Below are 24,128 nucleotides of genomic sequence, written 5' to 3' on the forward strand. Positions count from 1 at the left end.
GTGAACCGCGGACCACCCGCACCCGGTTGGAAGGCCGGGTGCGGGTGGTCCGCGGTTTTCAAAGCCGGGAAGGACGCCAGGGGCTCAGCTGAACGGGAGCCTTATCAGCGACTGGTTGCCGATGCCCAGGGTGGTGGTGCCGTTGCCGATGGCGTTCCAGACCTCCACCCTCACCTGACCGCCCGACAGGTTGCCGAGCGTTCCCGACGAGGACTGCAGACCGGCGGCCTGGGTGTAGTGCTCCCAGCCCGGCACAGGGTCGGTGGCGAAGTAGTTGTAGGTCTCCACCCTGTCCCAGCTGCCGTTTCCGGTCAGGTCGTAGGAGACCCGGATCTGGCTGCCGTTGGCGACCGTGGCGCCCGCGTCCAGGAATAGGTCGAAGGTGGCGGAGCCGCCGTTGTGGGTGGCGGTGAGGCCGGTGGCGACGAACACCTGCGGGTTGACGGGTGTGCCGTTGGAGTTGCCGGTGGAGGCGGCCAGCGTGAGGTTGCCCGCCGTACCGGAGGTGCCCGGCAGCGCCCCGCCCGTCTGCAGGTAGCGGGTCGCGGCGAAGGTGCCCGTGGGCGGCGTCGGGGTGGGAGTCGGGGTCGGCGTGGGGTTGCCGGTCGGAGGAGTGCCGCCGCCCGCGTTGCCGCCGCTCCAGTTCTGGGCGCCGGAGGCGACCGTCTTGCCCGCCGGCACGTTGAGGACGGTGCCGTTGGAGAAGGTCACCGTGATCGCGCTGCCGGAGATGTTGGACGCGACGTAGGTGCGGGCGCCGTTCTTGCTGAACACCTTGGTCAGCGGGTGGTTGGCGGTGATGGAGCTGTCCACGTTGCCCAGCGCGGCCAGGTTGCGGATCCAGTGGAAGGTGTGCGCCCTGCTCTCACCCTCCTCGGGGGTGTAGCCGGGGTTGGCACGGAGGTTCGCCAGGGCGGTGTCGCCGTTGCCCAGCGCGAGGAATTCCCAGATGACGTCCTGCCACACGGTCGGTGGGCCGCCGTTGTTGGTCACCAGCTCGTTGTAGTTGGTGGTGATGTAGCCGGGGTTGTCACCCAGGTAGAAGTGGCCACCGGTGATCGGAAGCATGTTGATGCCCTGGATCATCTCTGGCTCGCCGCTGAACCAGGTGGCGTAGGCGCCGCCCGAGCCCCAGACCATGCCGACCGTGCTGTGGCCGAACGTCGTGGGGAAGTTCTGGTTGCGCGTGTCGAACCAGTACTCCTGGATCGCCGCCGCCTGGGTTGTGTAGATGTAGATGCCCGCGTCGCGGACCGCCGTGTTTCCGGTGGCCTGTCCCCACTGGATCAGGGCGTTGGCGAAGTTCATGCCCTCCGACGAGGACTCCTGGTTGTTGCCGGAGCCGAACGCCCCGTGTCCCGAGGCCCAGTCGTGGCCGGCGTAGATGTCGAAGTCGCGCAGGTAGGGGAACCGGGTGTCGGCGCGGTCGTAGTTGTTGGCGTCGCGGATCAGCAGGTCGACCATGCCGCCGTACTGGCTGCTCTTGGCCCAGTTCGGGTCGAACTTGGCGAGGGTCGCGGCGGCCGCGATGTAGTAGCCGTAGTGGAAGTGGTGGTCGTTGAGCTCCAGATCGGAGCCGTAGGAGGCCGGGTAGCCGATGAGGGTGCCCCAGGTGGGGTTGAGGTAGAAGACCCGGCTGGTCTTGCCCGGCGAGGCGGTGAACCAGTCGTTGAGACGGGTGCGGATGGCGTTGAGCGCCGAGGTGCGTACGGAGGTCAGGTTGAGCTGGTCGGCGATCTCCGCGATGCGGGCGGCGCGTCCCAGGCCCTTGCCGGTCCAGTAGGTGTCGTCGCCACGGATGTCCGCCGGGTTGGCCAGTTCCGCGTTGAGCTGGTTGGTGATGGTGGTGAGGTCGGCGCCGCTGCTGTCGCCGACGGCGGGCACCTCCGGCAGCACGCCGGTGTATTTCATCGTCGTCCTGAACTGGGTGCCCGTGACGATCTTCATCTGGCCGCGCGCCGAGGTGTAGGTCTGCGCGAACGGCGTCGAGCCGGTCAGGTAGTTCCACTGGTGCGGGTAGAGCGCGATGACCGTGCCGGTCGCCGTGCCCTGCCTGGCCGTGGTGGTGAAGGCGTACGTCGTGGTGAGCGTGCTCGCCGACTGGTTGTAGGCGTAGGAGACGCGAGTGCCGGTGACATGCGCGTGGGCGTACTGGCCGTAGGTGGCGGCCAGGGCGGCGCGGTCGCCGCCCGCGGGCAGCACCGCCACCGAGAAGAAGCCCTGGCCGGCCAGGGCCGAGCTGATCGTCGTCCCGCTGACCGTCCAGGTCGCGCCCGTCGGGGCGTAGGCGACGTAGTCGTGCCCGTTGGCGGTGAAGCCGATGGTGGCTCCGCTGTTGGACCAGACCGCCGGGGTGCCGGAGGTGGTGATCTGCGCGTCGCCGCCGGTGACCTGGAAGTAGCTGAACGGCAGGCCGTGGCCGATGGTGGCCTTCATGGTCCGGCCGCCGCCGCTCCAGTACGGGGTGACGGTCCAGTCGCTCCAGCCGTCGACCTTGACGTCGGGTGAGTTCAGCCCGGCGACGCCGACCCGGATGTCCTGGACGTAGGGGTAGTGGTACTCGCTCACACCGGTCGCCGTGCCGCTGATCGCCGCGGTGGTGTTGTAGGAGAATCCGAGGCCGTTGCCGAAGGTGTCGTAGGAGATCGGGTGGGCGTAGAGCGGCTCGCCGTACGCGCAGTCGGTCTTCTTGAAGAGGATCGACGACCACCAGTCGTTGGTCGGCACGGCGCCGGCCGGCGCGTTGGCGGTCACCCACTGGCGGGGGTTGGTGGAGACGGAGCCGCAGCCGCTCGGCAGCGAACGGCCGGCGGGCAGGGTGTCGGCGTAGCTGCCGGCTCCGAGCGTGGCCGCCTCGGCGGAGCGGGCGACGCCGAAGCCGAACAGGGCGGCCACCATCGCGATGACCACTCCGGCGGCGAGGCCGCGCCGGTGGTTCCGGGAGCGGCGGATGAATCGTCCTTCACGGGGGTACGCGCTGTCCGGACCCGTGGTCCGGATCGAGGGATCCATTGGGGGGTGCCTCCGGGGAGAGGAATCGGGATCTTCGGCGAACCAATCTGAGAGAGCGCTCTCTGACCGAGAAAGTAATGGCCCATTCGGCGGGCGTCAATGTTTCGTATTGGTAACGAATAAGTAAACCTCAGAGATGCAGGCAGGAGGGCATTTCCCCGCAGAACAGGGGTTTACGACACGCGGGGAGCGCGACCGGCATCCGCCGCCATTGCACCATGGCCCTGGTTAATCAGCGCGCGATAGCCGTACCCTGATCTGAGAGCGCTCTCTCAACCGACGGCACCCATCGCCGGTCGGCTCTTGCAGGACGCCCGCGTCCGGAGGCGCCCCGAAGCGCCCCGCCTCCTTGTCTCCGGCGCATTCCCGTCGCGCCCGTGCATGATCGGCGCACCCGGCACAACCCGCCGAGAGGTGACAGAACCAAGACTCGACACTCAACGTAGCGACTTGTTTACTTTGCGTGACTGTTCTGACCCCTCTCGCCCCAGGAGAGAACGTGCCACGCAGGAAACTCGCGACCCTCGCCCTGGCCGCCCTTGTCGGCTGCACGAGCGTCGCCGCCCTGGCCGTCGCCGCGCCCGCGACGGCGTCCGCCCCCCTGGCCCCCTCCAGCGCCGCCGACTTCACCGGCTACTTCCTCGCCAGACTGCCCAACGCCAACGTCCCCAACTTCGCCCGCCGCACGCTCTGGTGCCCCGCGGGCAAGCGGGTCGTCGGCGGCGGCGCCGAGGCACGGGGCAACGGCGCCATCCTGGTCGGCTCCTTCCCCACCGATGACGGCACCGGCTGGATCGGCATCGGCCGCCAGGCCGGCTACAACGAGGTCGGCATCAGCGTCTTCGCCATCTGTGCGAACGTCACCTGATCCGATCCGTCGCGGGACCATCGGCTCTGGCCGGACCTCCTCCAAGGTCCGGCCAGAGCTTTTTCCGCCCCCTCTCCTAACGACCGGGCAATAATCACTTAAAGCAATGGTTTACCGACCCACAGTCATGGTCATGGGAGGCCGGCGATTGAAGCGTCTGCGATACCGCTTTGACAACCTCATCGCCCGGGGAGCCGTGGCGATGACCGGCCTGCTCTGTCTCGTGGCGCTGACCATGGCGACGATCGGTGCGACGGCCCTCCTCACCCTCTCCTCACGGGCCATGGATCTGCCGTCCGCCCTGTGGTCGGGCCTGATGCGCACGATGGCACCCTCCATGGTGACCAACGACAACGGCTCTCCGGTGTTCCTCGCGAGCATGCTGCTCCTCGCCCTGGCCGGAGTCGTGATCTTCAGCACGCTCATCGGGCTGATCCAGACGGGGCTCGACCTCAAGCTCGCAACCTTGCGAAAGGGCCGGTCACGGGTGATCGAGCATGGTCACACCGTGATGCTCGGCTGGTCCGAGCAGGTGTTCCTGACCCTGGCGGAGCTCGCCGTCGCCAACGTCAGCAGGGGCAGGACCTGCGTGGCGATCCTCGCCGAGCAGGACCGGGTGGCCATGGAGGAGGCGATCAGGGACAGGCTCGACCTGCCCCGGCATCTGCGCGTCGTGTGCCGCACCGGAAACCCCACCGATCCGATAGACGTGCCCATCGTCAGTCCGGAGCGGGCGAAGGCCGTCATCGTGCTCGGCTCCGAGGACGACTCCGACGCCAGGACCATCAAAAGCCTCCTGGCCCTCGACGCCGCGGGGGTGCGCCCGGAGGTTCAGGTGGTGGCCGGCATCCGCGATCCGCACAATCTCGCCCCGGCTCGCCTCGCGGGCGGAAGCGGCGCGCAGGTCGTCGACATCGACGAGATCGCCGCACGGATCATGGTCCAGACCTGCCTGCACACCGGTCTGTCAGCGGTCTACGACGACCTTCTCAGCTTCGACGGCGACGAGATCTACATCGGCCTGGCGCGGGAGTTGACCGGCGAAAGGTTCGGCGACGCCCTGCCGGCCCTGGAGAACTGTTCCCTCATCGGTCTGGTGCAAGAGGGGAGAGTTCTCCTGAATCCCCCGCATGAGACCCGGATCGGCGCGGACGACCTGCTCATCGTGATCTCGGACGACGACGGCACAGAGCCGATCCGCTCGACCACCGAGGTGGACGTCGAGGCGATCCGCACCACGGTCGAGCGCGGTCCCCTGGCCCGCCGCGTCATCGTTCTCGACTGGAACAACCGCGGTGCCGCGATCGTCGCGGAGTTCGACCGTTACATGCCACCGGGCTCGCAGCTGACGGTCGTGGCCGACGACCCCCGGATGACATCCGAGATGAGCGCCCTGTCGGCCCGGACGAACAATCTGACCCTCCGCCACGAGACCGGGGACGTCACGCTGCGCGGCACTCTCGAATCGCTGGACCTCGGATCCTACGACCACGTTCTGATCCTGGCCGATGACCGGCTCGGCGCCCAGGTCGCGGATTCACGCACGTTCCTCACCCTCCTGCACGTCCGAGACATGAGCAGGAGGCACGGATGGCAGCACACCCTGGTGACGGAGATCGTCAGAGATTGCGACAGGCGTCTCGTGGAGGTCACCGAGGTGGACGACTTCATCGTCAGCTCCAAAATCACCAGCCTTTTGATGATCCAGATTGCCGAGAACCCGCAGCGCTGCCGGCTGTTCGCCGACCTGTTCGACGCCGGGGGGCAGGAGATCTACATCAAGCCCGCCGCGGACTACGTGCGGTTGTCCGCCCCGGTCCGCTACGCGACCGTGGTGGCGGCCGCACGAGCGTACGGCGAGGTCGCGATCGGCTACCGCAGCGGCCGTACGGCGGGCGAGACCGGCATCGTCCTGAACCCGCCGAAGAGTGAGTGCCTCACCTTCCGGGCCGGCGACATGGTGATCGTGCTGGCCGACGGCTGACCTCCGGAACCTGCCGTCGCAGGAACGTCCCCGAGCGTGGGCCGGCCCGCCGCAAGAGGGCGAACGGCCTCGGAGAACCAAGGGAGATCCTCCGCCGCGGTCCCGAACTCCGAGCGCACCAACCTCGAACCCCGAACACGCCGACCGCGGACACCCGTCTCGCTCGGAGCGAACAATTCTGACCCAATGTCCGATTTAAAGGTTTGGGCGAGTTTCGACAGCCTCGGCTCCAGGAAGGTTAGGAAAATGGCTCTTGGGCCACAAACAGCAGGTGGGGGGCATCATCAACCTCCCGCAGACTCCCCTTGAACTGTTTTCTCGACTCTTGCGAGGAGGGGTAATGACTGCGAGTGAGACGACCACCAGCAGGCGGGGCACCCGTACGCCGCCGAAGTCCACCATGCCCGCTGACCGGAAGGCCGGAAAGGAGCAGCCGTCGCCACCGACGGCGAGGGCAGCGGCCGAGCGCAAGCCCACGGGCCAGAAGGCGAAGGTGACCACCACGCCGAAGCCCACGAGCCAGAAGGCAAAGGCAACCACCGCGTCAAAGCCGGCGTCGCCGAGAGCAAAGGCGACCGCCGCGGCGAAGCCCGCGTCGCCGAGGACAAAGGCGACCGCTGCGGCGAAGCCCGCGTCGCCGAGGACGAAGACAACCGTCGCGGCGAAGCCTGCGGCCCAGAAGGCGAAGGCGACCACCACACCGAAGCCCGCGAGCCAGAAGGCGAAGACGGTCGCCGCGGCGAAGCCCACGGGTCAGAAAGCAAAGGCGTCCGCGGCGGCGAAGACCACATCGCCGAGAGCGAAGGCGACCGCCACACCGAAGCCCACGGGACAGAAGGCAAAGGCAGCCACCGCGTCAAAGCCGGCGTCGCCGAGAGCGAAGGCGACCGCCATGCCGAAGCCGGCGTCGCCGAGAGCGAAGGCGACCGCCACGCCGAAGCCCGCAGGCCAGCGAGCGAAGGCAGCCACCTCGTCAACAAGAACCAAGACGACGTCCACGCTGAAGCCCGCAGGTCAGAGAGCGAAGGCAGCCACCTCGTCAACGAGAATCAAGACGACGTCCGCACTGAAGCCCTCGGGCCAGAAGGCGACCGCCAAACCGAAGCCCGCATCGTCGAGAGCGAAGGCGACCGCCACGCCGAAGCCCGCAGGCCAGAGAGTAAGGGCGGCGGCCTCGTCGGCTAGAGCCAAGACGACGTCCGCGCTGAAGTCCGCAGGCCAGACGGCGACCGCCGCACCGAAGCCCGCATCATCGAGAGCGAAGGCGACCGCCAAACCGAAGCCCGCAGGCCAGAGAGTAAGAGCGGCGGCCTCGTCGGCGAAAGCCAAGACGACGTCCACGCTGAAGTCCGCAGGCCAGACGGCAAAGGCAGCGACCTCGCCAAAACCCGCGTCGTCGAGAGCGAAGGCGACCGCCAAACCGAAGCCTGCAGGCCAGAGAGTAAGGGCGGCGGCCTCGTCGGCGAAAGCCAAGACGACGTCCACGCTGAAGTCCGCAGGCCAGAAGGCGAAGGCGACCGCCACGCCGAAGCCCGCGGGCCAGCGAGCAAGGGCGGCGACCGCGTCAAAGTCCACGAGGCCGAAGGTCACGGACCAGATGTCCGCTGAGCAGAAGCCGACGACAGGACAGAAGGCGACGGGATCGAAGGCGACGGGGCGGAAGAGCGCCGGGCATCCACTCACCCTGAATCTGCCGATGATGACCCTGCAGGTCCGGCCTCCGAACCTTTCCATGCCTTCTATGCCCTCCATGCCTTCTATGCCGCATGTCCCCATGCCACACGTCAACCGGCAGGAAGTCGGTCAGGCCGTCGACACCGCCAAGTCGTTCCTTCCGCCGCCGGAGCGCATTGCTTACTACGGAGGTCTCGGCGCGCTCGCGGTCGCGGGGTTGATCGAATGGCCGGTGGCCGCCGCCATCGGGGTTGGAACGCTTATCGCCCAGCGTGCCCGCGGGAAGAACGGGCCCGCCAGGTCCTCTTCCCGGGCGCAGAGCACCACGGGGTCCGCCGCGTCGTCGCAGAGCACCACGGGGTCCGGCGCGTCGTCGCAGGGCACCACGGGATCTGCCACCACGGGGTCCACCCGCCGGGCCGCGGGCACCACGAGGTCCTCCACTTCCCGGGCGAGCACCGCAAGGTCCGCCGGTTCCACCGCGAGGTCCACCGGTTCCACCGCAAGGGCCGCCGGTTCCACCACGAGGTCGGCCGGTTCCACCACGAGGGCCGCCGGTTCCACGAGGGCCGCCGGTTCCACCACGAGGGCCGCCGGTTCCACCACGAGGGCCGCCGGTTCCACGAGGTCCGCCGGTTCCACCACGAGGGCCGCCGGTTCCACGAGGTCCGCCGGTTCCACCACGAGGGCCGCCGGTTCCACGAGGGCCGCCGGTTCCCGGGCGAGCACCGCGAGGTCTGCTCCCCGAGCGCAGGCCGGTACGGGCAGTAGGAGTGCGTCCAAGTGATCAAATGCTCGCGGTGACACGGCTGACCGGGCCACGGGTCATCACGGCTTGATCTGAATGTTTGTCACTGGAGAACTGAATGTCTTTGTCGCGTGTGCTCACGCTTTCCACCGCAGCGGTGTGGGGCGTCATGCCCGACGCCATCCGGAACATCCTTCCGCGCCCTCGTGAGATGCGAACGTGTGCCGGAGGACTCCATATCGCGCTGAGCACGGTCGGTGGCCCGGGCACCGGTCGGGTCGCACGACGGCTCGAAGAGGTGCTCCTCACGCTGCAGGGAGTCGAGAGAGCCGAGGTCAACGGCGCCCTCGGCTCTATCTTCGTGGGAGGTGAGACGGACTCGATCGACCTCGACAAGCTGTTGTCGATCATCGATGAGTTCGACATCGACGAGGACGGTGACGAGGACGACGAGGACTTCGATGAGGAGTTCGACGAGGACGACGGCGAGGAGGCCGACAAGGATCAGACGCAGGGGTCGGGGTTGTCCAGCATGGTGGGGCATCACACCCGTGCCGGCATCCGCCTCGGCGCGAGCCTGATCGGGACCGGACTGGCGCTCGCCGGGCGCACGATCCAGGCACCGAGCCTCTCCCCCGCCGTTCCCGCCCTGCTGCAACTGGCTGAGTCCACCCCGCGTATCCGTCACGAACTGGAGCACCGCCTCGGTCGCCCTGCCGTCAGTGCCCTGTTCGCGACGGCGAACATCGTCACCCATACGCTCGCGCTGCGTCCGACCGGACTGCTCGTCCAGTCGGTGACCGCCGCCAGCCGCTACGTGGAGGCACGTGGCATGCGGCAGGCGTGGGAGCTGCACGAGCAGAAACTGGCCTCCGCGAAGGGGGGCTACCGCCATATCCGGCCGGCGAGGAAACGACGTCCGGCTCCCCTGGCCCACAGCCCTGTGGAACGGTTCCAGCGTTTCGTGAGCCCGGCGGCGCTGGGCGCCTCCATAGTGACGCATCTCGTGAGCAACAGCAGGCAGCAGGGGCTCGCCATGCTGATCACAACGACGCCCAAGGCCGCCAGAAGCGGCACCGAGGCCTTCGCCGCCGCGGTCGGACGTGTTCTGGCCAAGCGGGGCACGATCGTTCTCAACAGTGCCGCCCTGCGCCACCTGGACGGCATCGACACGGTCGTCCTCGACGCCGACATGCTCAACACCGGTTCCTGGACGATCGACCGCGTCGTACCGCTCGCCGATGATCTGAACATCGACAAGTTGCACGCGCGGCTCTATACCCTGATCAACTTCAGTGACCCGAGCAAGCGGCGGGAGAACGACTCGTGGGTCGCGGAGCCGCTGACGGACCTGGACAGGCTCACCCCGGAGGACGCCCAGGAATGGGAGGCCCGGGGACTTCGGCCCATCGGTGTGACGAGGCAGGGCGACCTGATCGCCCTGGTCGGCCTGGCGCCGGCGATCGAACCTCTGACGGACGCCATCGTCGCCGCGGCCGGGGCCGGGTGCACCGTGATGCTGGCGGGCGGTGACGAAGGACTCGGCCGGCGACTCTCCATCGACGAGGTCCTGCCGGGCGGCAGACGGCTGGCCACCGCGATCCGCGCGCTCCAGGCCGACGGTCACGGGGTCGCCGTGGTGTCGAAGCGTTCGGGATCCGCGCTGGTCCAGGCCGATCTGGGCATCGGCGTGCTGGACCAGTCGGGCCGGATGCCGTGGGACGGGGACGTGATCACCGAGATCGACGGGGTCCATCTGCTCCTGAGCTGCCTGGTCCCGGCGAGGAGGACGGGCGAGCAGTGCGTATGGCTCAGCGCGGCGGGAGCGGCCCTCGGAATCACGCTGACGACCGTCGGGGCTCCGGCGACAGCGGTGAACAGAGCCAACATGGTGGGCGACTGCACGACCCTGACCGCGATCGGCATGGGCGAGTGGGCGGCCCGGAACATCGGCCGCGGAAACCTCCCCGTCCCCGCCGACCGCACTCCCTGGCACGCCATGTCCCCCGAAAACGTCCTCTCTTGGCTCAATTCATCCCTTAAGGGAATCACCGCAGCGGAAGCCTCGAAGCGCAGGAAATACGCGGATCCCGAGGATTCCCGGGGCCCCGATTCGCTGCTCCGTACATCCGTCGAGGAGCTGGCCAACCCGCTGACCCCGGTTCTGGGAGCGGGGGCGGGCGTGTCCGCCGTCGTCGGTTCGATCTCCGACAGCGTGCTGATAGCCGCGGTCATGCTCATCAACGCGCTCATCGGGGGCGGCCAGCGATACGCCGCCGACCAGGCGCTGCACCGCCTGACCGAGTCGGTCGCGGTCCGCGTACGGCTCCGCCGCCCCCGTAAGAACGAGGAGGCGACCGCCGACAACCTCGTACCGGGCGACGTCATCGAGCTGCGCGCGGGCGACGCCGTACCGGCCGACTGCCGCGTGCTCACCGCCGTCGGGCTTGAGGTCGACGAGGCGAGCCTGACGGGCGAGTCCCTGCTCGTCACCAAGTCGCCGGCTCCCGTCAACGCGTCCGCCCTCGCCGACCGGAGCTCGATGGTCTACGAGGGCACGACGGTGGCGGCCGGCCACGGACTCGCCGTGGTCGTCGCCGCGGGCGCGGCGACCGAGGCGTCACGGACCGCCAACCTCGATGTGGAACAGCATCCGCAGACCGGCGTGCAGCTCAGGCTGCAGGCGCTGAGCCGGCGGATCCTTCCGCTCTCGATCGGCGCCGGGGTCGTCCTGCTCGTCACCGAGCTGCTCCGCGGAAGATCGATATCGGCGGCGCTCGCACCCGCGGTGAGCCTCGCCGTCGCAGCGGTCCCCGAGGGCCTGCCCTTCGTCGCCTCGGTCGCGGAGCTCGCCGCCGCCCGGCGGCTGTCGACCCGCAACACCCTGGTGCCCAACCCCTCCACGATCGAGGCCCTCGGCCGGGTGAACGTGCTCTGCTTCGACAAGACGGGAACGCTGACCGAAGGGCACATCACCCTGCGCTACGTCTCGGACGGGCACACCGGAGGCACCGTCGAGGACCTGTCGCCCGAGCTGAAGCAGGTCGTGATCACCGGGCTGCGCGCGAGCCCGCGATACGACAAACGGCCCATCCCCCACCCCACCGACCGGGCCGTCATCGAGGGAGCCGAGAAGCTGGGTCTGACGCCCGACGAGGGGCTGGACGCCGACACCTGGGAACGGGTCGACGAGCTTCCCTTCGAACCGGGACGCGGCTACCACGCCGTACTCGGCCAGGGTGGTTCGGGGCAGCTGCTGAGCGTCAAGGGCGCCCCGGAGATCGTGCTCACCGGTTGCAAGAACATGCTCCGCGACCACAAGACGATTCCCCTCGACGCCTCCCTCAGGGCGGAGCTCGAAGAGGAGATGAACAGGCTCGCCCACCAGGGATACCGGGTGCTCGCGGTGGCTGAGCGCCCCGCCTCCGACCGGAGCGATCTTGACGAGTCCCGCGTCGACGGGCTGACCTTCCTAGGCTTCCTCGGCCTGGCCGACCCCGTCCGGCCCACGGCGGCGGAGAGCGTCGGCCGTCTGGTGCGGGCGGGCGTCCGGGTCGTCATGATCACAGGTGATCATCCGAGCACCGCCGAGGCGATCGCCTGCGAGCTCAACGTCCTGGACCACGGGCGGACCATGACCGGCCCGGAGGTGGACGCGCTCGACGACGACGACCTGATCAAGGTATTGCCCGAGGTGTCGGTCTTCGCCAGGACCACCCCGGCGCACAAGGCCCGGATCGTCAGCTGCCTGCGCCGCGCCGGCGAGGTCGTGGCGGTCACCGGCGACGGCGCCAACGACGCTCCCGCGATCCGCACCGCGGAGGTGGGGATCGCCCTCGGATCGCGCGCCACCCAGGCGGCCCGTGCGGCCGCCGACGTCGTGGTGACCGACGACCGCATCGAGACGATCGTCGACGCGATCATCGAGGGCCGGGCCATGTGGGGTTCGGTCCGCGACGCCCTGAGCATCCTGCTCGGCGGCAACCTCGGCGAGATCATCTTCACGGTCGCGTCCAGCCTGATCGCCGGGCAGAACGTCCTGAACGCCCGCCAGCTACTGCTGATCAACCTTCTCACCGACATGCTGCCGTCGATGGCGGTGGCCGTACGGCCTCCGGCGTCGACCAGTCCGGAGAAGCTGCTCGCCGAGGGCCCTGAGGCCTCGCTGGGCGCCTCCCTGACCCGCGACATCTACCTGCGCGCCGCCGTCACGGCGACCGCGGCCGGCGTCGGCTGGACGATCGGGCGGATGACCGGCACACAGGTGCGGGCGAACACGATCGGAATGGTCGCACTGGTGTCGGCCCAGCTGCTCCAGACCCTGGCCATGGGCAGCAGGGATCGTTTTGTCGTGCTGGCCGTCCTTGGATCTCTCGTCGTCCTGGGCACGACCGTCTCGCTGCCGGTTCTCTGCCGGTTCTTCGGCTGCCGCCCGCTCGGGCCCGTGGGATGGAGCATCGCCCTCGGGAGCGCCGGTGCGGCCACGCTTGTTGGCATGGTGATCGAGCCGATGACGCGCGAGATGTCACCGAGTGTTCACTGATTGGAAACTAGGACTAGCCGTTTCATACAACTTACTGCTAAAACATCCCACTAAGAGACCGTTTCTCATAGTGAGGTTGTTATGTCTGGATTCCTGTCCTCGGTTCTTGCCAAGGCGGTTTTTCTTCTCCTCGAGGCGCTCGTCATGCGCATCGTTCAGTCCCTCGCCCTCTCGATGGCCCGTCGTGGAGGCCTCCTGCCTGCCTAAAACTCAACGTGCCGCCCACCGCCGCCCTCTGGGCGCGGAAGGGCCGAAGCAGACCCCGCGCGCATCCCGTGGCCAGAGGCCCGAGGCGGATCGGCAGGGGTAGCACACCGGGTGACTCCACCCCGGTGCTTTCAGTGATCCCGGATCACTTCCGTGACGGCCGGCCTTCAGGAGCCCGTTGAGGCCGTAGCAGGAATCTTTCCCTCGGGTACGGCCAAAGTCCCCCGGGTCCGGCCGAGCTAGGTGGCGAGCCACCGAATCGCATGAAGACGATCTCCGCCCTCGCAGACGATCAGCGAGGCGCTCCACGACCCGGACACGACCGTCCACGCTCCCGGATGTGCTCGCGGACGGCCGTGTCACCTGTCGTCACCTGTCGTCGCCTGTCGGCGAGGGACTACCTGCGGCCGCTGCTCACGGCGTTGTACTGCAGGTCCTGCACCGAGAAGTCCTGGCGGACCTCGAACGGCGAGGCGACCTCGGCGGTCGTCACGCCGCCCCGTGTCACGGACACGCCGTTGGTGCCGTACTTCAGCGGATACCGCTGGGCGCTCACCCCGGCCGGAGCCTGGTAACTCTGGGCGGTGCCCCCGATCGATGCCTTGACCGTGGCCGCCCCGGTGAGGAAGGACAGGATCTCCACGGTGTCGCGGGGCGTGCTCGTATTGGCACGCGGAGTCATGAACTTGGTCTGCGTGCCGGACGTGGGACGCGCGGCCGCCATCTGGACCCGGTGGGTGAGGTAGACGGTGTCACGGACGATCGGCGGAGACGTCCCGGTCTTCAGCTTGGTCAGGTAGTACGACGAGAGGTCGAGGTAGGCGCCGCCGTTGTGCGCGGACGGCACGAACTGCGTCCCCTCAGAGAAGTCGTTCCACGTGGTGAGCTGGACCCAGTCGGTCCCGCCGGAGATGGCGTTGTCCCAGGTGACCCGGAGGTTCTCGGTGTTGTTCGCCTCGTCGTAGATGCCCTGGTTGGGCCGCTCGTCCTGGATGGCCACGGGTTGCATCCAGATCTTGCCGAGGTCGTGGGACGTCTTGATGTTGCCGGCGGCGCCCGACTGCTGGTTGGGGCTGCGGTTGCCCCAGTTGGAGAAGCCATGGCTGATCGGGGCGAAGGCCTTGTAGTTGGCGGCGAAATTCAGGAAAACCGGGACCAGCGCCACCTTGATGCCGTGTGCCTGCTGCATCTCGTTGATGAAGCCCGACCACCAGGCCGCGGTCTGGTTCTCCGCCTTGAACGGCGAGATGACCAGGCTCCCATTACCCAGGCGGTAGGCCGAGTCCGACTCGGCCAGCTCGGCCATCGACGTGGCGAGGGTGGCGGCGTCGGCCTTCAGTGACGTCATGTCGGGCATGAGGACGATGCCGAAGCCCGGGTCGACGTTCTCCGCGGCCTCGATCAGCAGCTTGGCCCGCGTCCAGTTCTGGCTGGTCAGCGAGAGGATGTCCAGGGTGAAGCCGTCGATGCCCGCGGCCCTGGCGGTGCGCACCTCCCTCTCCATGTCCGCCAGCTGCCAGTTGCCGGACAGCGGGGCTCGCGGAAGCGGACGGTCGCGGAGCAGCCCGCCGTACGCGATGTGCTTGCCCGACTCCCCGGCGGGGTTGAGGTAGTTCCTGGTGTAGTAGTCCTCGCTCTCCGCCTTGTTGTCGAAGGAGACGGGATAGGGCGTGAAGTAGTGCGCGAACACCTTCTTCGGCGAGGCACGCAGTGCCTGGACGGAGGGCAGGTCGAACGGCAGCGGCCCCTCCGCGACCACCGGCGCCTCGGTGTAGGAGATCACGAGACGCGGCCCCAGGCCGCCCGGCGCGCGGGAGGAGTGCAGGACCGCCTGGGCGCCCGCCGACGCCGTCAGGCCGAAGGAGTAGTCGCCGTTCCCTTCGAACGCGGACGAGACGTCGAGCCGAGCCACCTCACCGCTGGTGAAGCCGGTCCGTTCGGCGATCGCCGACCCGAACGCCGGCTGCCTGGTCCACGACGTGGAGGCGACCTCCCATGCCGCGGTGACCGGGTGCACCGCCACGGTCGTACCGGTTGACCGCGCGGGTTGGAGCTCCAGCGCCATCGTGACATCCGTCGCACCGGAGGGAACACCGGCGACGTCGAACCGGAGCAGGGCGCGTCGTTCGGAGTTGGCGACCCCGTCGCAGGCCTTCGGGCACACGGACAGCCACGTGTAGTCGGCATGGTTCAGGGTGGGGCTCGCCTGGCTGACATAGATGTCGGCGGCGGCCGCCACCGTGATCTTCTCGACGGCGGCCTTCGTGCCCGAGGCCTCCGAGGGCGCGCCTACCGTACCCGCGAGTGCGACGGCCGTGAGGACAGTTAAGATCTTTTTTATTGGACCAGCCGATAAGGGGGTCCCCTTAAAAATCATGGAACGCAATATGTCACCAAGTTAGGTTTTTTCAGGGAAAAACCAGATTTTGGTGGAGACCGGTTCGCGGATCCCGTCATCGATGAACGAGACCGGCGAGGCCCGCGGGACGGTAAGTGATCAGCCGCGATGGTGGCCGGAGTCCGGCGGCGCCGGTATGGCCTGTTCGTCCGTCCAGGCGGCCAGCAGACGCAGGGCGTGCTCGGACGGGGAGCCGGGCTCGGCGGTGTGCAGGCCGAGGGTCTGCTCGGGATTGCCGGTGGGGACGAACGCCTCGTATTCCAGGGTCAGGTCGCCGACCAGGGGATGATGGTAATTCTTGGTGCCGTGGGTGCCGCGATTGACGTCATGGTCGGCCCACCAGCGGCGGAAGTCCTTGCTCCGGATGGACAGGTCACCGATCAGCTCGGCGAACTGCGGGTCATGGGGATGACTTCCGGCGTACAGGTGGAGGGTGGCGGCGACGCCGCGGCCGGCCGTCTCCCAGTCGGCGTACAGGTCGCGGGCGGCCTCGTCGAGGAAGATGAAGCGGGCCATGTTGCGTTCGCGGTGCGGCAGCGCGTCGAAGTCGGTGAGCAGCGCGCGGCCCATCCTGTTGATGGCCAGGACGTCCAGGCGCCGGCCGGTGATGATGGCCGGGGTCTCGGTCATGGTCTCCAGCACCCGGCGCAGCCCGGGCCGCACCCGCTGCGGCGGCATCGGGCGGGGCCGCGCGCGGGTGGGCCTGGCCAGGGCGAAGAGGTGGGCGCGCTCGGTGTCGTTCAGGCGCAGCGCCCGCGCGACGGCGTCCAGCACGCTCTCGGAGGCGTTCAGGCGCCGGCCTCGCTCCAGACGTACGTAGTAGTCGACGCTCACCCCGGCGAGCTGGGCCACCTCCTCCCGGCGCAGGCCCGGCACCCGCCGCGTGCCCGGCCGCACCGGCAGCCCGGCCTCCTCGGGGGTGATCCGGGACCGGCAGGAGCGCAGGAACTCCCGGAGCTCCGGATTGCCCTCGGCGCCGGAGGAGTGGTCACTCATGGTATTCAGACTAGGAGAGGGTGAGGAGGGGTCGATCCGCGAGAGGGGTTCTGCTGGACCCCTGGTAGAAGCGGCCCCCTCCCGTGGCGCCGGAGAAGGCCGGGCCGTAGTTGGCTGGACGTACGGCCACCGACGGTGATCAGGCCGGCGGGGTCGGGGCCAGAAAGGCGAGGACAGTGGTGAAGCGCAGGATTCTCGGTGGGACCGGGATATCGGTCAGCGAGTTCGCGCTCGGGACGATGATGTTCGGAGCCATGGGCAACGCGGATCACGAGGAGTCGATTCGCATGATCCACACGGCGCTGGACGCCGGCGTCAACTTCGTCGACACGGCCGACGTCTACTCACGGGGCGAGTCCGAAGAGATCGTCGGCAAGGCGATCAAGGGCCGGCGCGACGACGTCGTGCTCGCGACGAAGTTCGCCCTTCCCATGGGCCCGGACGCCAACCAGCGCGGAGGCTCACCGCTGTGGACCAAGCGCGCCGTGGAGGACAGCCTGCGGCGGCTCGGCACCGACCACATCGATCTCTACCAGATGCACCGGCCGGACCCGGACACCGACATCGACGAGACACTCGCGGCGCTCTCCGACCTGGTCCGCTCGGGCAAGGTGCGCGCGATCGGCTCCTCGACCTTCCTCGCCGAGTTGATCGTCGAGGCGCAGTGGGCCGCGGACCGCGGCGGGCACCACCGATTCCGCACGGAGCAGCCGCGATACTCGATCCTCACGAGAACCGTCGAAGGCGGCGTACTGCCCACCGCGCAGCGTTACGGCATGGGAGTCCTGACCTACGGTCCGCTGAGCAGCGGCTGGCTGTCCGGGCGCGCGGACCCGACGCGGGGCCACCGCGTGGCGACGGCTCCCCAGGCCTTCGACCTGTCGGTCCCGGCCAACCAGGTGAGGCTGGAGGCCGTCCGGCGTCTCACCGAACTCGCCGCCGAGGCGGGAATGCCGCTCTCCCATCTGGCCACCGCGTTCGTCCGGTCGCACCCGGCCGTCACCTCCGTCCTGATCGGCCCCCGCACCCCCGAGCAACTCGATGATCTCCTGGCAGGTGCCGACGTGGAGCTGAGCGAGGACGTGCTCGACCGGATCGACGAGATCGTGCCTCCCGGCACCGAGATCAACCCGGCGGACAACTACCTCGCCGCGTCACCCGCGATCGGAGACAAGCGCCTCCGCCGCCGCTGACCGGCTTGGGAGTCGCAACAGAATGAGCCGGGTGGACCGATGCCTGTCTGGTTTGCCGCTTCCCATGCTCGGGCGCGATTACGCGGGCGTCCGGGACCCGCGATTCGGCCGGACGGCTTGTCAGTGGCCCGCGGCGCCTACTCCGGCCGCAGATGCCCAGGACAGGGCGCGCAGGCACCCCGAGCGGATGTCATCGAGGTGTGTGGCGAGTTCTTCCGGGGTCTCGCCTTGGAAGCCCTGACGTACTGCGGTCAGGCCGGGGCCGAGACGTAGGTGTAGTCCCCAGGTGAGGTGGACAGTGGCGAAGCCGAGGGCGGCGAAGTGGCGCATCTCGGTGTCGGCCAGGTCACTGAGGGCTTGGCTGTAGACCTCGAGGAGGGCTGGCTCGTCCAGCTCGCCGTGGCCGCCGAAGGCGCGGTAGAGAGAGACGAAGGTGCCAAGGTCGAAGCCCACGGGGCCGACGCCGACGTGCTCCCAGTCGATGAGGACGAGAGCGTCGTCTCGGTCCAGGCCGGCATTGCGCGGGGTGAGATCGCCGTGGACGAGAGTGGTGGGTAGCGTGGCGGCGCGTGAGTTCAGCTCCGCGGCCGCGTCCAGGCAGGTGTGCAGGGCGTGGACCTGCTCGCGAGTGAACAGTGCCTTGAGCTGCGGCTCGTGGGCCAGGGCGTCGAGGTTGTCGTGTCCGGCCGGGATGTGGTGGGTGTAGGCGGCGTAGCCTTCGTGCTCCAGCCAGGGGGTGTCGAGGAGGTCGGGGTGCAAGGCTCCTGGGACATACAACAGCGCGGTGCGCAGGGCGGTCGTTGTGGCGGCGGCGGGGTTCCAGGGCTGGTGCAGAGCAATGCCGATGTCGCGCATGACAATCCAGGCGAGACCGTTGTGGCTGACCACTGTCGCGTCCGGCGGTGTGGCCAGGCCGCAGGGCAGCAGAGCGGGAATGCCGCTGCCGAAGAAGTGGGCTTCGCGGCGGTCCAGTTGGCTGTCACGCGAGTCGAGCAGGGACTGGTGACCCCAACCGGGGATCTTGACGATCCACCGGGACGGGAAACCGTCTGGTGCGGTGGTGCTCACCCCAAGGACTGCTGCCTGTCCCAGTCCGGGCGACAGGTCCTGCACCGAGAGCACGCGCGTTCCGGCTCCCCATGCGCCCTCATGGGATGCGAGGACGGCCTCGATCGTCCCGGTGTCGGGCAGGTCACGGTCGGTCATCTACTTCCTTCCTGACGTGGTCCGCGAGTGGGTCTCGGACGAAGAGCATCCGACCACAGGTGCGACGGGAACGTCATGCCGGTTTCGGCACGGCCCCGGTCGCTGACGCTTCGCCAGGAAACGAGGTCTTCAGGCGTCGCCAGCAGATGATCACGCATGGTTCTGCTCGTGAGAGTTGACCGTGGTTGCTCGCCGGGTGTGACCGCGGCCCTGTTCCGGTGAAGTCGTTGTTCATGAGTTTTGACCGCACAGCATGGCTTACGGTGAGACGCCGGATGCGCTTCGTGATGAAGGAGCGTCCCCATGCCCCCTTCGAAGGTCGAGCTCTACGCCGCGATCCGCCGGGATGCCCGCGCGGGGATGTCGGGCCGTGCGATCGAGAAGAAGTACCGGGTCGACGGCGGACGATCGTCAAGGCCCTGTCATCTGTGTGAGATATCCCTCTCCCGTCGTCGTGGCGCTGGTGGTCTGGTGAGATGACCATGTAGTGATGACCTCCTCGCCCCGCCCGCCGCACGTCGGTGGCCGACCGGATCCGATAGGCGGGACTACCGCGCTCGGTGGAGAGCCCGCTCCCGCCCGCGGGTACCTGCTGGACAACGCGCGCGCCGAGGCGGGCGAGCGATTCGTTTGGCTGGCCGAGCTGTTCGACGGTGTGACGCGGGGGCACTTCGATCGACTGGGGGTCGGGGTTGGCTCGCGCTGCTGGGAGGTGGGGGCCGGTGGCCGCAGTATCCCGGAGGCGCTCGCGGCGGCCGTCGGTCCGACCGGGCACGTGCTGGCCACGGACATCGACCCGTCGTGGCTGAAGGCAGGCGGCGGGTACGAGGTGCGCCGGCACGACGTCGCCGCTGATCCGCCCCCGGAGCCGGGGACGTTCGATCTGGTGCACGCCCGGCTCGTGCTGGTCCATGTACCCGACCGGGCTCGGGCGTTGGCCACGATGGCCGCGGCGCTGCGGCCCGGCGGCTGGCTGCTGGTCGAGGACGCCGACACCGCTCTGCAGCCACTGGCGTGCCTGGACGACAGCGGCCCGGCGCAGCGGCGGGCCAACCGGCTGCGCAACGCGGTCCGGGAGCTGCTGACGCGCCGCGGCGCGGACCTGCGCTACGGCCGGACACTGCCGCGGGCATTGCGTGAGGCCGGCCTGGTGGATGTAGCCGCGACGGGCTCTTTCCCGGTCGGCGGGCTAGCCTGCGACCGGCTGGAGGCCGCGACCATCCGGCAGGTGCGCGGCGAGCTGCTCGCGGCCGGCCTGGCCGACGACGCCGAGATCGACGCGCACTTGGCCGCCATCCACGGGGGCGAACTCGACCTGACACTCGCGCCGCTGATCTCGGCCTGGGGACGCCGTCCAGCCGAGCACCCGCCGGCACTCGGTTAGGTGCGGATCCAGGCGTTGTCCGACCTGCCCACAGCGCTGTTCGTCGAGGAGATTTTCGGGCCGCAGGAGTAGCCCCTTACGGGGGCGGTCGTCATGCCGAGCATCGTCTCGGAAACGTCCCGCAACCCCGGTGCCGACACACCGGTCGGGTACGCCCGGGTATCCACCCGCGGCACGATGTGCGGCGGCTCGTCCCTGTCAACGGTCTCCCGTGGTGCGGTGAGTGTGGTCACGCATGGGCGACGGCCGCCATGAGCTTGCGGGTGAACCGGTGCATGTGGGGGTCGAGGATGTCCTCGGGCTCGGCGAGGACCTGCTGCGGCGACAGCCACCTGATCGCTTCGAATTCACCCTCGTCGAAGGAGGTGACGTCGTCGATCGCCGATCGCAGGACGTACCACAACGACACGTCGGTGTGCCGCTCCCGGCTGCGCGTTTGCGTGATGGTCAGAAAGAACGGGCGGGTGCCGGAGACCGCTGACGGGACGGCCTCGATATGCAGCTCCTCGCGGCACTCACGGAGCACCGTGTCCCACGGGTCCTCCCCCGGCTCCACGTGGCCGCCGCTGGGAAGCCACAGGCCGGCCTTGCGGTGGGCGACAAGCAGAAGCCGCCCGTGGAACTCGTCGAGGACCACGAAGTAGCTGACCAGGTGCATCGCCGGGACATCGGGCTTCCGGACCCGATACAGCGGAGCTCCGCCGGCGATCCACTCCGCTGCCGCGGCGAGGTGGACGCGCTCCTGGTCATCCCAGGGACGGATGCCTTCCAGCAGCTCCGCCAGCCGAGCCCGAAGAGTCTGATCCGGAATGTCTGATGCACCGAGGGCGGTCACGGTCCTCATGATGCCAAGGCGCGGTGACATTCTCTCCGCCTGAGTTCACGCCTGACGGAGACGCTCAAACGATCGGGGGGCGGCCGGCGAGCGTCAGCCTCAGCACGGTGGTCCAGGACATCGGTCGGCGCTGGCCGTGTCCGCCCTTGAGGCCTTCCCGCAGACCGGCGAACCAGACGGCGAGGTTCGCGCGGGATCGGATCCGGGCGATGCTGAGCAACGTCCAGATCGTCAGGTAGACGGGGATCAGGACGGCGGGCAGGCGGCGATAGGCGAGCCAGACGCGGTTGCGGGCGACGAGGCGGTAGAAGGTGTCGTGCCGGGCGGGGTCGGTGGCGGGGTGGTGGATGACGATGCCGGGCGCGTACCAGCCGGTCCGCCCGAGGTCCCACAGCCTCCAGCTCAGGTCGATGCCCTCGTGGAAGAGGAAGAAGTGGCCGGGCCAGCCGCCGGCCCGCTCGTAGTCGGTGCGACGTATGAGGACCACGCCTTCGGCCATGACGGTGATGGTGCCGGGCCGGGTGGCGTCGCCGGCGCGCAGGCGCGGGACCCAGCGGCGCATGGTGACGCCCGTGTCGGGGTCGGCTATGCGGGGTTGGATGTAGGCGGCTTCGGGGTGGCGGCGGGCTTCGGCGACGAGCCGGGCGAGGATGTCGGGGGTGGGGAGGACGGCGTCGTTGTCGAAGAAGAACACAAAATCGCCGCGGCCCGGCCCTGTCAGGGCGTCGGCGCCGACGTTGCGGCCCTGGGGGATGCCTTCGTTGGCGGGCAGGGTAACGGTGCTCACACCGGCCGGCACATGGTCGGGCTCGACCCCGTTGCCCACGATGACCACACGCAGCTCGACGTCCTGCTGGGCGAGGAGGGAGGCCATCGCCTGCCCGAACGCGGCGGGCCGATCGTTCATGGTGAGGACCACCACGTCGACGGTGGGCTTCGGGCTGGTCATCACGTCTCCCGGACGGGGTGAAGCGCTCGGCGTGTAGGAGCGGTGCCACGTGCTGGAGGGCGGGCGATGTGGTCTGGCCATGTGGTGTTTCCCTTGCATTAACCCGCCCACCCTAGCGCCGCGTCAGCCCGGAGACGGGCGGCACGCCGCGAGGTGCCGGGCCGGATCTACGCGGTCCGGCAGCCCACGGCCAGCGGTTCCGATCGCCTAAAGTCAGTCGCTTATGCAGCGGTTCGCCCGAGCGGCAGTTGCCTGCCCTCCTCCGGCAGGGGCTTCGCCGTCGACACGTGGAGGTAACCGGTGGACATGGCGCGCAGGGTTGTCACACGCGATCATCTGGCAGGAGTCGCACGCACGGCTCTGGGCGCCGAACATCGCCTCACCGGCGTCTCACGGCTGCGCGGCGGCAGCAAGAAAGGCGTGTACCGCCTCACCTTCGATGATGACTCCACCGCGATCGCCTACATCTGGGACGACGCCGAGAACTACTGGCCCACCGCACAGATCGACGAAACCGAAAACCGGGCGAATCCGTTCTCGCACGCCTCGGGCATCGATCTTTTCGAGGCCGCTCACCGGCGCCTGGACACCCTGGGGATCCGCACCCCGCGGATCCACCTGGCCGACCGCAGCCGGAGCCACTACCCGGCGGACATCGCGGTGGTCGAGGATGTGCCCGGCGCGACGCTGGAGGCACTGCTCCAGCAGGACCCGCACGGCGTGAAGGCGCCTCTGTCACGGCTTGCCGACGCGCTCGGCGCGATGCGGCGGCACCGGGGACCGGGCTTCGGCAAAGTCGCCCTGATCGACGACGGCGGCATCTCCCAGGGTCACTCGTGCGAGCAGGTCGTCCTCGACCGCGCGCTCGACGACCTCACCGAAACCACCTCACGTGACACGCGGATCGCGGGCGTCCGCGACCGCCTGGAAGACCTGGTTCGCGGGCTGGCCGCCACGGTGCGCCCGCGCTCGGAGTACGGGCTCATCCACGGCGAGCTCGGACCGGACCACGTGCTGGTGGACCGGCACGGGCACCCGGTCCTCATCGACATCGAGGGCCTGATGTTCTTCGACGTCGAGTGGGAGCACGCGTTTTTGCGGCTCCGCTTCGGCGAGCACTACCGGTGGCTGCACGCCAGCGGCCTCGACGAGCGGCGCCTGACCTTCTACACGCTGGCGATGCACCTGTCGCTCGTCGCCGGACCACTGCGGCTTCTGGACGGCGACTTCCCCGACCGCGACGTCATGACGGGAATCGCCGAGCACAACCTCCAGCAGGCTCTTGCCTTCCTGCGCTAGGAGTGCGGCGTGCCGAGATCATTGCTTCCGCCGGCTCCGGACGCCATTCCGACGTGCTCAGGAGGGATTTCTACCGGGCATCGCGGAGGTGGGCCAGGGCGATCTGCACGCTGCCGGTCAGCGGGGCGACGGAGTCGAGGACGAGTCGGTCCTCACACCAGGTGTCGAAGCTCGCGCGTCGCGCCTCCACTGACGCCCAGGTCGGTTCGGCGAAGCCGTCGATGTCGCGCCGGCGGCCTTCCAGCCGTTGCCGGTGCAGGGCGCGATCGGAGCAGGTCACCTCGATGTAGCGCAGCGCCACGCTCCAGCGGCGGGCGAGGCCGCGCCACTGTTCGCGTGCCTCCTTCGCGTCGTTCACCGCATCGACGATGACCGCCTGCCCGAGCGCGAGAACGTCGGAGGCGACTGCCTCCACCACGACATAGGCCGCCAGCCCGGTCGGCTGGCCGCGGTCGACTCCCGCTCTCCACATCGCGGCCTCCACCGGATCGACCGACAGCACCGGCGCCGGAAGCAAACGCCCCAGCTCCTGGGCCACGGAACTCTTGCCGGCACCGGGCAGGCCGCTCATCACGATCAGCATGGTCGGAACCCTGCCATACGGATCCGACAAACCATCCGATGCCGAGGAAGGCCTCTCGATGGTCGTCGACCCGCGCCGCGATGTTCAACCGGGCCACGCCGCTGTCACGCCGACCTCATTGTGAAACCCTCGGTAAGCGATCGTCTCCACCCTCGCCGAGGAAGCGCGACCGGTTTCGACGAGCTCTTCGGCGTAGGCGCTGAGGTGCAGATCCACGGTAATCGTGATCCGGATCTTCTTACCGCTCAT

General features: G+C 68.8%; 18 protein-coding genes. 6 read left to right on the top strand and 12 right to left on the bottom strand.

Features of this window, described 5'->3' with window-relative positions; all coding sequences use genetic code 11:
• Positions 1-84 precede the first annotated feature (84 nt).
• On the bottom strand, positions 85-3,012 hold the full coding sequence (locus DKM19_RS37845; RefSeq protein WP_110702570.1) for a glycosyl hydrolase: 2,928 nt from the start codon (positions 3,010-3,012) through the stop codon (positions 85-87).
• Between the two features lie 499 nt (positions 3,013-3,511).
• On the opposite strand from DKM19_RS37845, the gene DKM19_RS37850 reads away from it, so the two are divergent.
• Positions 3,512-3,880, top strand: coding sequence for a hypothetical protein (locus tag DKM19_RS37850; RefSeq protein ID WP_110702571.1), 369 nt, complete (start codon positions 3,512-3,514; stop codon positions 3,878-3,880).
• 148 nt (positions 3,881-4,028) lie between these two features.
• Positions 4,029-5,864, top strand: coding sequence for a potassium transporter TrkA (locus DKM19_RS37855; protein WP_162642071.1), 1,836 nt, complete (start codon positions 4,029-4,031; stop codon positions 5,862-5,864).
• Between the two features lie 195 nt (positions 5,865-6,059).
• Here DKM19_RS37855 and DKM19_RS37860 read toward each other — a convergent pair whose 3' ends face one another.
• The 4 genes from DKM19_RS37860 to DKM19_RS50135 all read right to left on the bottom strand — a co-directional run bounded on the left by DKM19_RS37860 (position 6,060) and on the right by DKM19_RS50135 (position 8,321).
• Positions 6,060-6,614 carry a hypothetical protein gene (locus DKM19_RS37860; protein ID WP_110702573.1) on the bottom strand — a complete coding sequence of 185 codons (555 nt, stop codon included), beginning with the start codon at positions 6,612-6,614 and terminating at the stop codon, positions 6,060-6,062.
• A 3-nt stretch (positions 6,615-6,617) separates the two neighbouring features.
• A complete protein-coding gene (locus DKM19_RS37865; RefSeq protein ID WP_110702574.1) occupies positions 6,618-6,863 on the bottom strand; it encodes a hypothetical protein in 246 nt (81 codons plus the stop codon).
• 15 nt (positions 6,864-6,878) lie between these two features.
• The gene (locus tag DKM19_RS37870; protein ID WP_162642072.1) at positions 6,879-7,598 is read right to left on the bottom strand and encodes a hypothetical protein; all 720 of its coding nucleotides are present in this window, start codon (positions 7,596-7,598) and stop codon (positions 6,879-6,881) included.
• Positions 7,599-7,721: 123 nt separating this feature from the next.
• A complete protein-coding gene (locus DKM19_RS50135; protein ID WP_162642073.1) occupies positions 7,722-8,321 on the bottom strand; it encodes a hypothetical protein in 600 nt (199 codons plus the stop codon).
• Positions 8,322-8,404: 83 nt separating this feature from the next.
• On the opposite strand from DKM19_RS50135, the gene DKM19_RS37880 reads away from it, so the two are divergent.
• A complete protein-coding gene (locus tag DKM19_RS37880; protein WP_110702576.1) occupies positions 8,405-12,829 on the top strand; it encodes a cation-translocating P-type ATPase in 4,425 nt (1,474 codons plus the stop codon).
• Positions 12,830-13,433: 604 nt separating this feature from the next.
• Here the strand turns inward: DKM19_RS37880 and DKM19_RS37885 are convergent.
• Entirely contained in the window at positions 13,434-15,275 is a 1,842-nt protein-coding gene (locus DKM19_RS37885; protein ID WP_239513805.1) for an endo-1,3-alpha-glucanase family glycosylhydrolase, read from the bottom strand.
• A 258-nt stretch (positions 15,276-15,533) separates the two neighbouring features.
• Complete coding sequence (locus DKM19_RS37890) at positions 15,534-16,430, bottom strand: helix-turn-helix transcriptional regulator (RefSeq protein ID WP_110702578.1); 897 nt, start codon at positions 16,428-16,430, stop codon at positions 15,534-15,536.
• Between the two features lie 179 nt (positions 16,431-16,609).
• Between DKM19_RS37890 and DKM19_RS37895 the strand changes: the two genes are divergently transcribed.
• A complete protein-coding gene (locus DKM19_RS37895) occupies positions 16,610-17,623 on the top strand; it encodes an aldo/keto reductase (protein ID WP_110702579.1) in 1,014 nt (337 codons plus the stop codon).
• A gap of 120 nt (positions 17,624-17,743) precedes the next feature.
• Here the strand turns inward: DKM19_RS37895 and DKM19_RS37900 are convergent, their stop codons facing one another.
• Positions 17,744-18,829, bottom strand: coding sequence for a phosphotransferase family protein (locus DKM19_RS37900; RefSeq protein WP_204358417.1), 1,086 nt, complete (start codon positions 18,827-18,829; stop codon positions 17,744-17,746).
• A gap of 490 nt (positions 18,830-19,319) precedes the next feature.
• Between DKM19_RS37900 and DKM19_RS37905 the strand changes: the two genes are divergently transcribed.
• Entirely contained in the window at positions 19,320-20,213 is an 894-nt protein-coding gene (locus DKM19_RS37905; RefSeq protein WP_110702580.1) for a methyltransferase domain-containing protein, read from the top strand.
• Between the two features lie 229 nt (positions 20,214-20,442).
• Here DKM19_RS37905 and DKM19_RS37915 read toward each other — a convergent pair whose 3' ends face one another.
• Both DKM19_RS37915 and DKM19_RS37920 read right to left on the bottom strand, forming a co-directional pair.
• Entirely contained in the window at positions 20,443-21,048 is a 606-nt protein-coding gene (locus DKM19_RS37915) for an NUDIX hydrolase (protein WP_239513806.1), read from the bottom strand.
• A 64-nt stretch (positions 21,049-21,112) separates the two neighbouring features.
• Positions 21,113-21,997, bottom strand: coding sequence for a glycosyltransferase family 2 protein (locus DKM19_RS37920; protein WP_204358418.1), 885 nt, complete (start codon positions 21,995-21,997; stop codon positions 21,113-21,115).
• Between the two features lie 306 nt (positions 21,998-22,303).
• Between DKM19_RS37920 and DKM19_RS37925 the strand changes: the two genes are divergently transcribed.
• Positions 22,304-23,296, top strand: a complete 993-nt coding sequence (locus tag DKM19_RS37925) for a phosphotransferase family protein (protein ID WP_110706281.1) — start codon at positions 22,304-22,306, stop codon at positions 23,294-23,296.
• A gap of 70 nt (positions 23,297-23,366) precedes the next feature.
• On the opposite strand, the gene DKM19_RS37930 is transcribed toward DKM19_RS37925, so the two are convergent.
• Both DKM19_RS37930 and DKM19_RS50140 read right to left on the bottom strand, forming a co-directional pair.
• Entirely contained in the window at positions 23,367-23,879 is a 513-nt protein-coding gene (locus DKM19_RS37930) for an ATP-binding protein (RefSeq protein WP_110702584.1), read from the bottom strand.
• A gap of 84 nt (positions 23,880-23,963) precedes the next feature.
• Positions 23,964-24,128 carry a hypothetical protein gene (locus tag DKM19_RS50140; protein ID WP_162642074.1) on the bottom strand — a complete coding sequence of 55 codons (165 nt, stop codon included), beginning with the start codon at positions 24,126-24,128 and terminating at the stop codon, positions 23,964-23,966.

Origin of the sequence: Streptosporangium sp. 'caverna' (assembly GCF_003203775.1) — a bacterium.
Classification (GTDB): domain Bacteria; phylum Actinomycetota; class Actinomycetes; order Streptosporangiales; family Streptosporangiaceae; genus Streptosporangium; species Streptosporangium subroseum.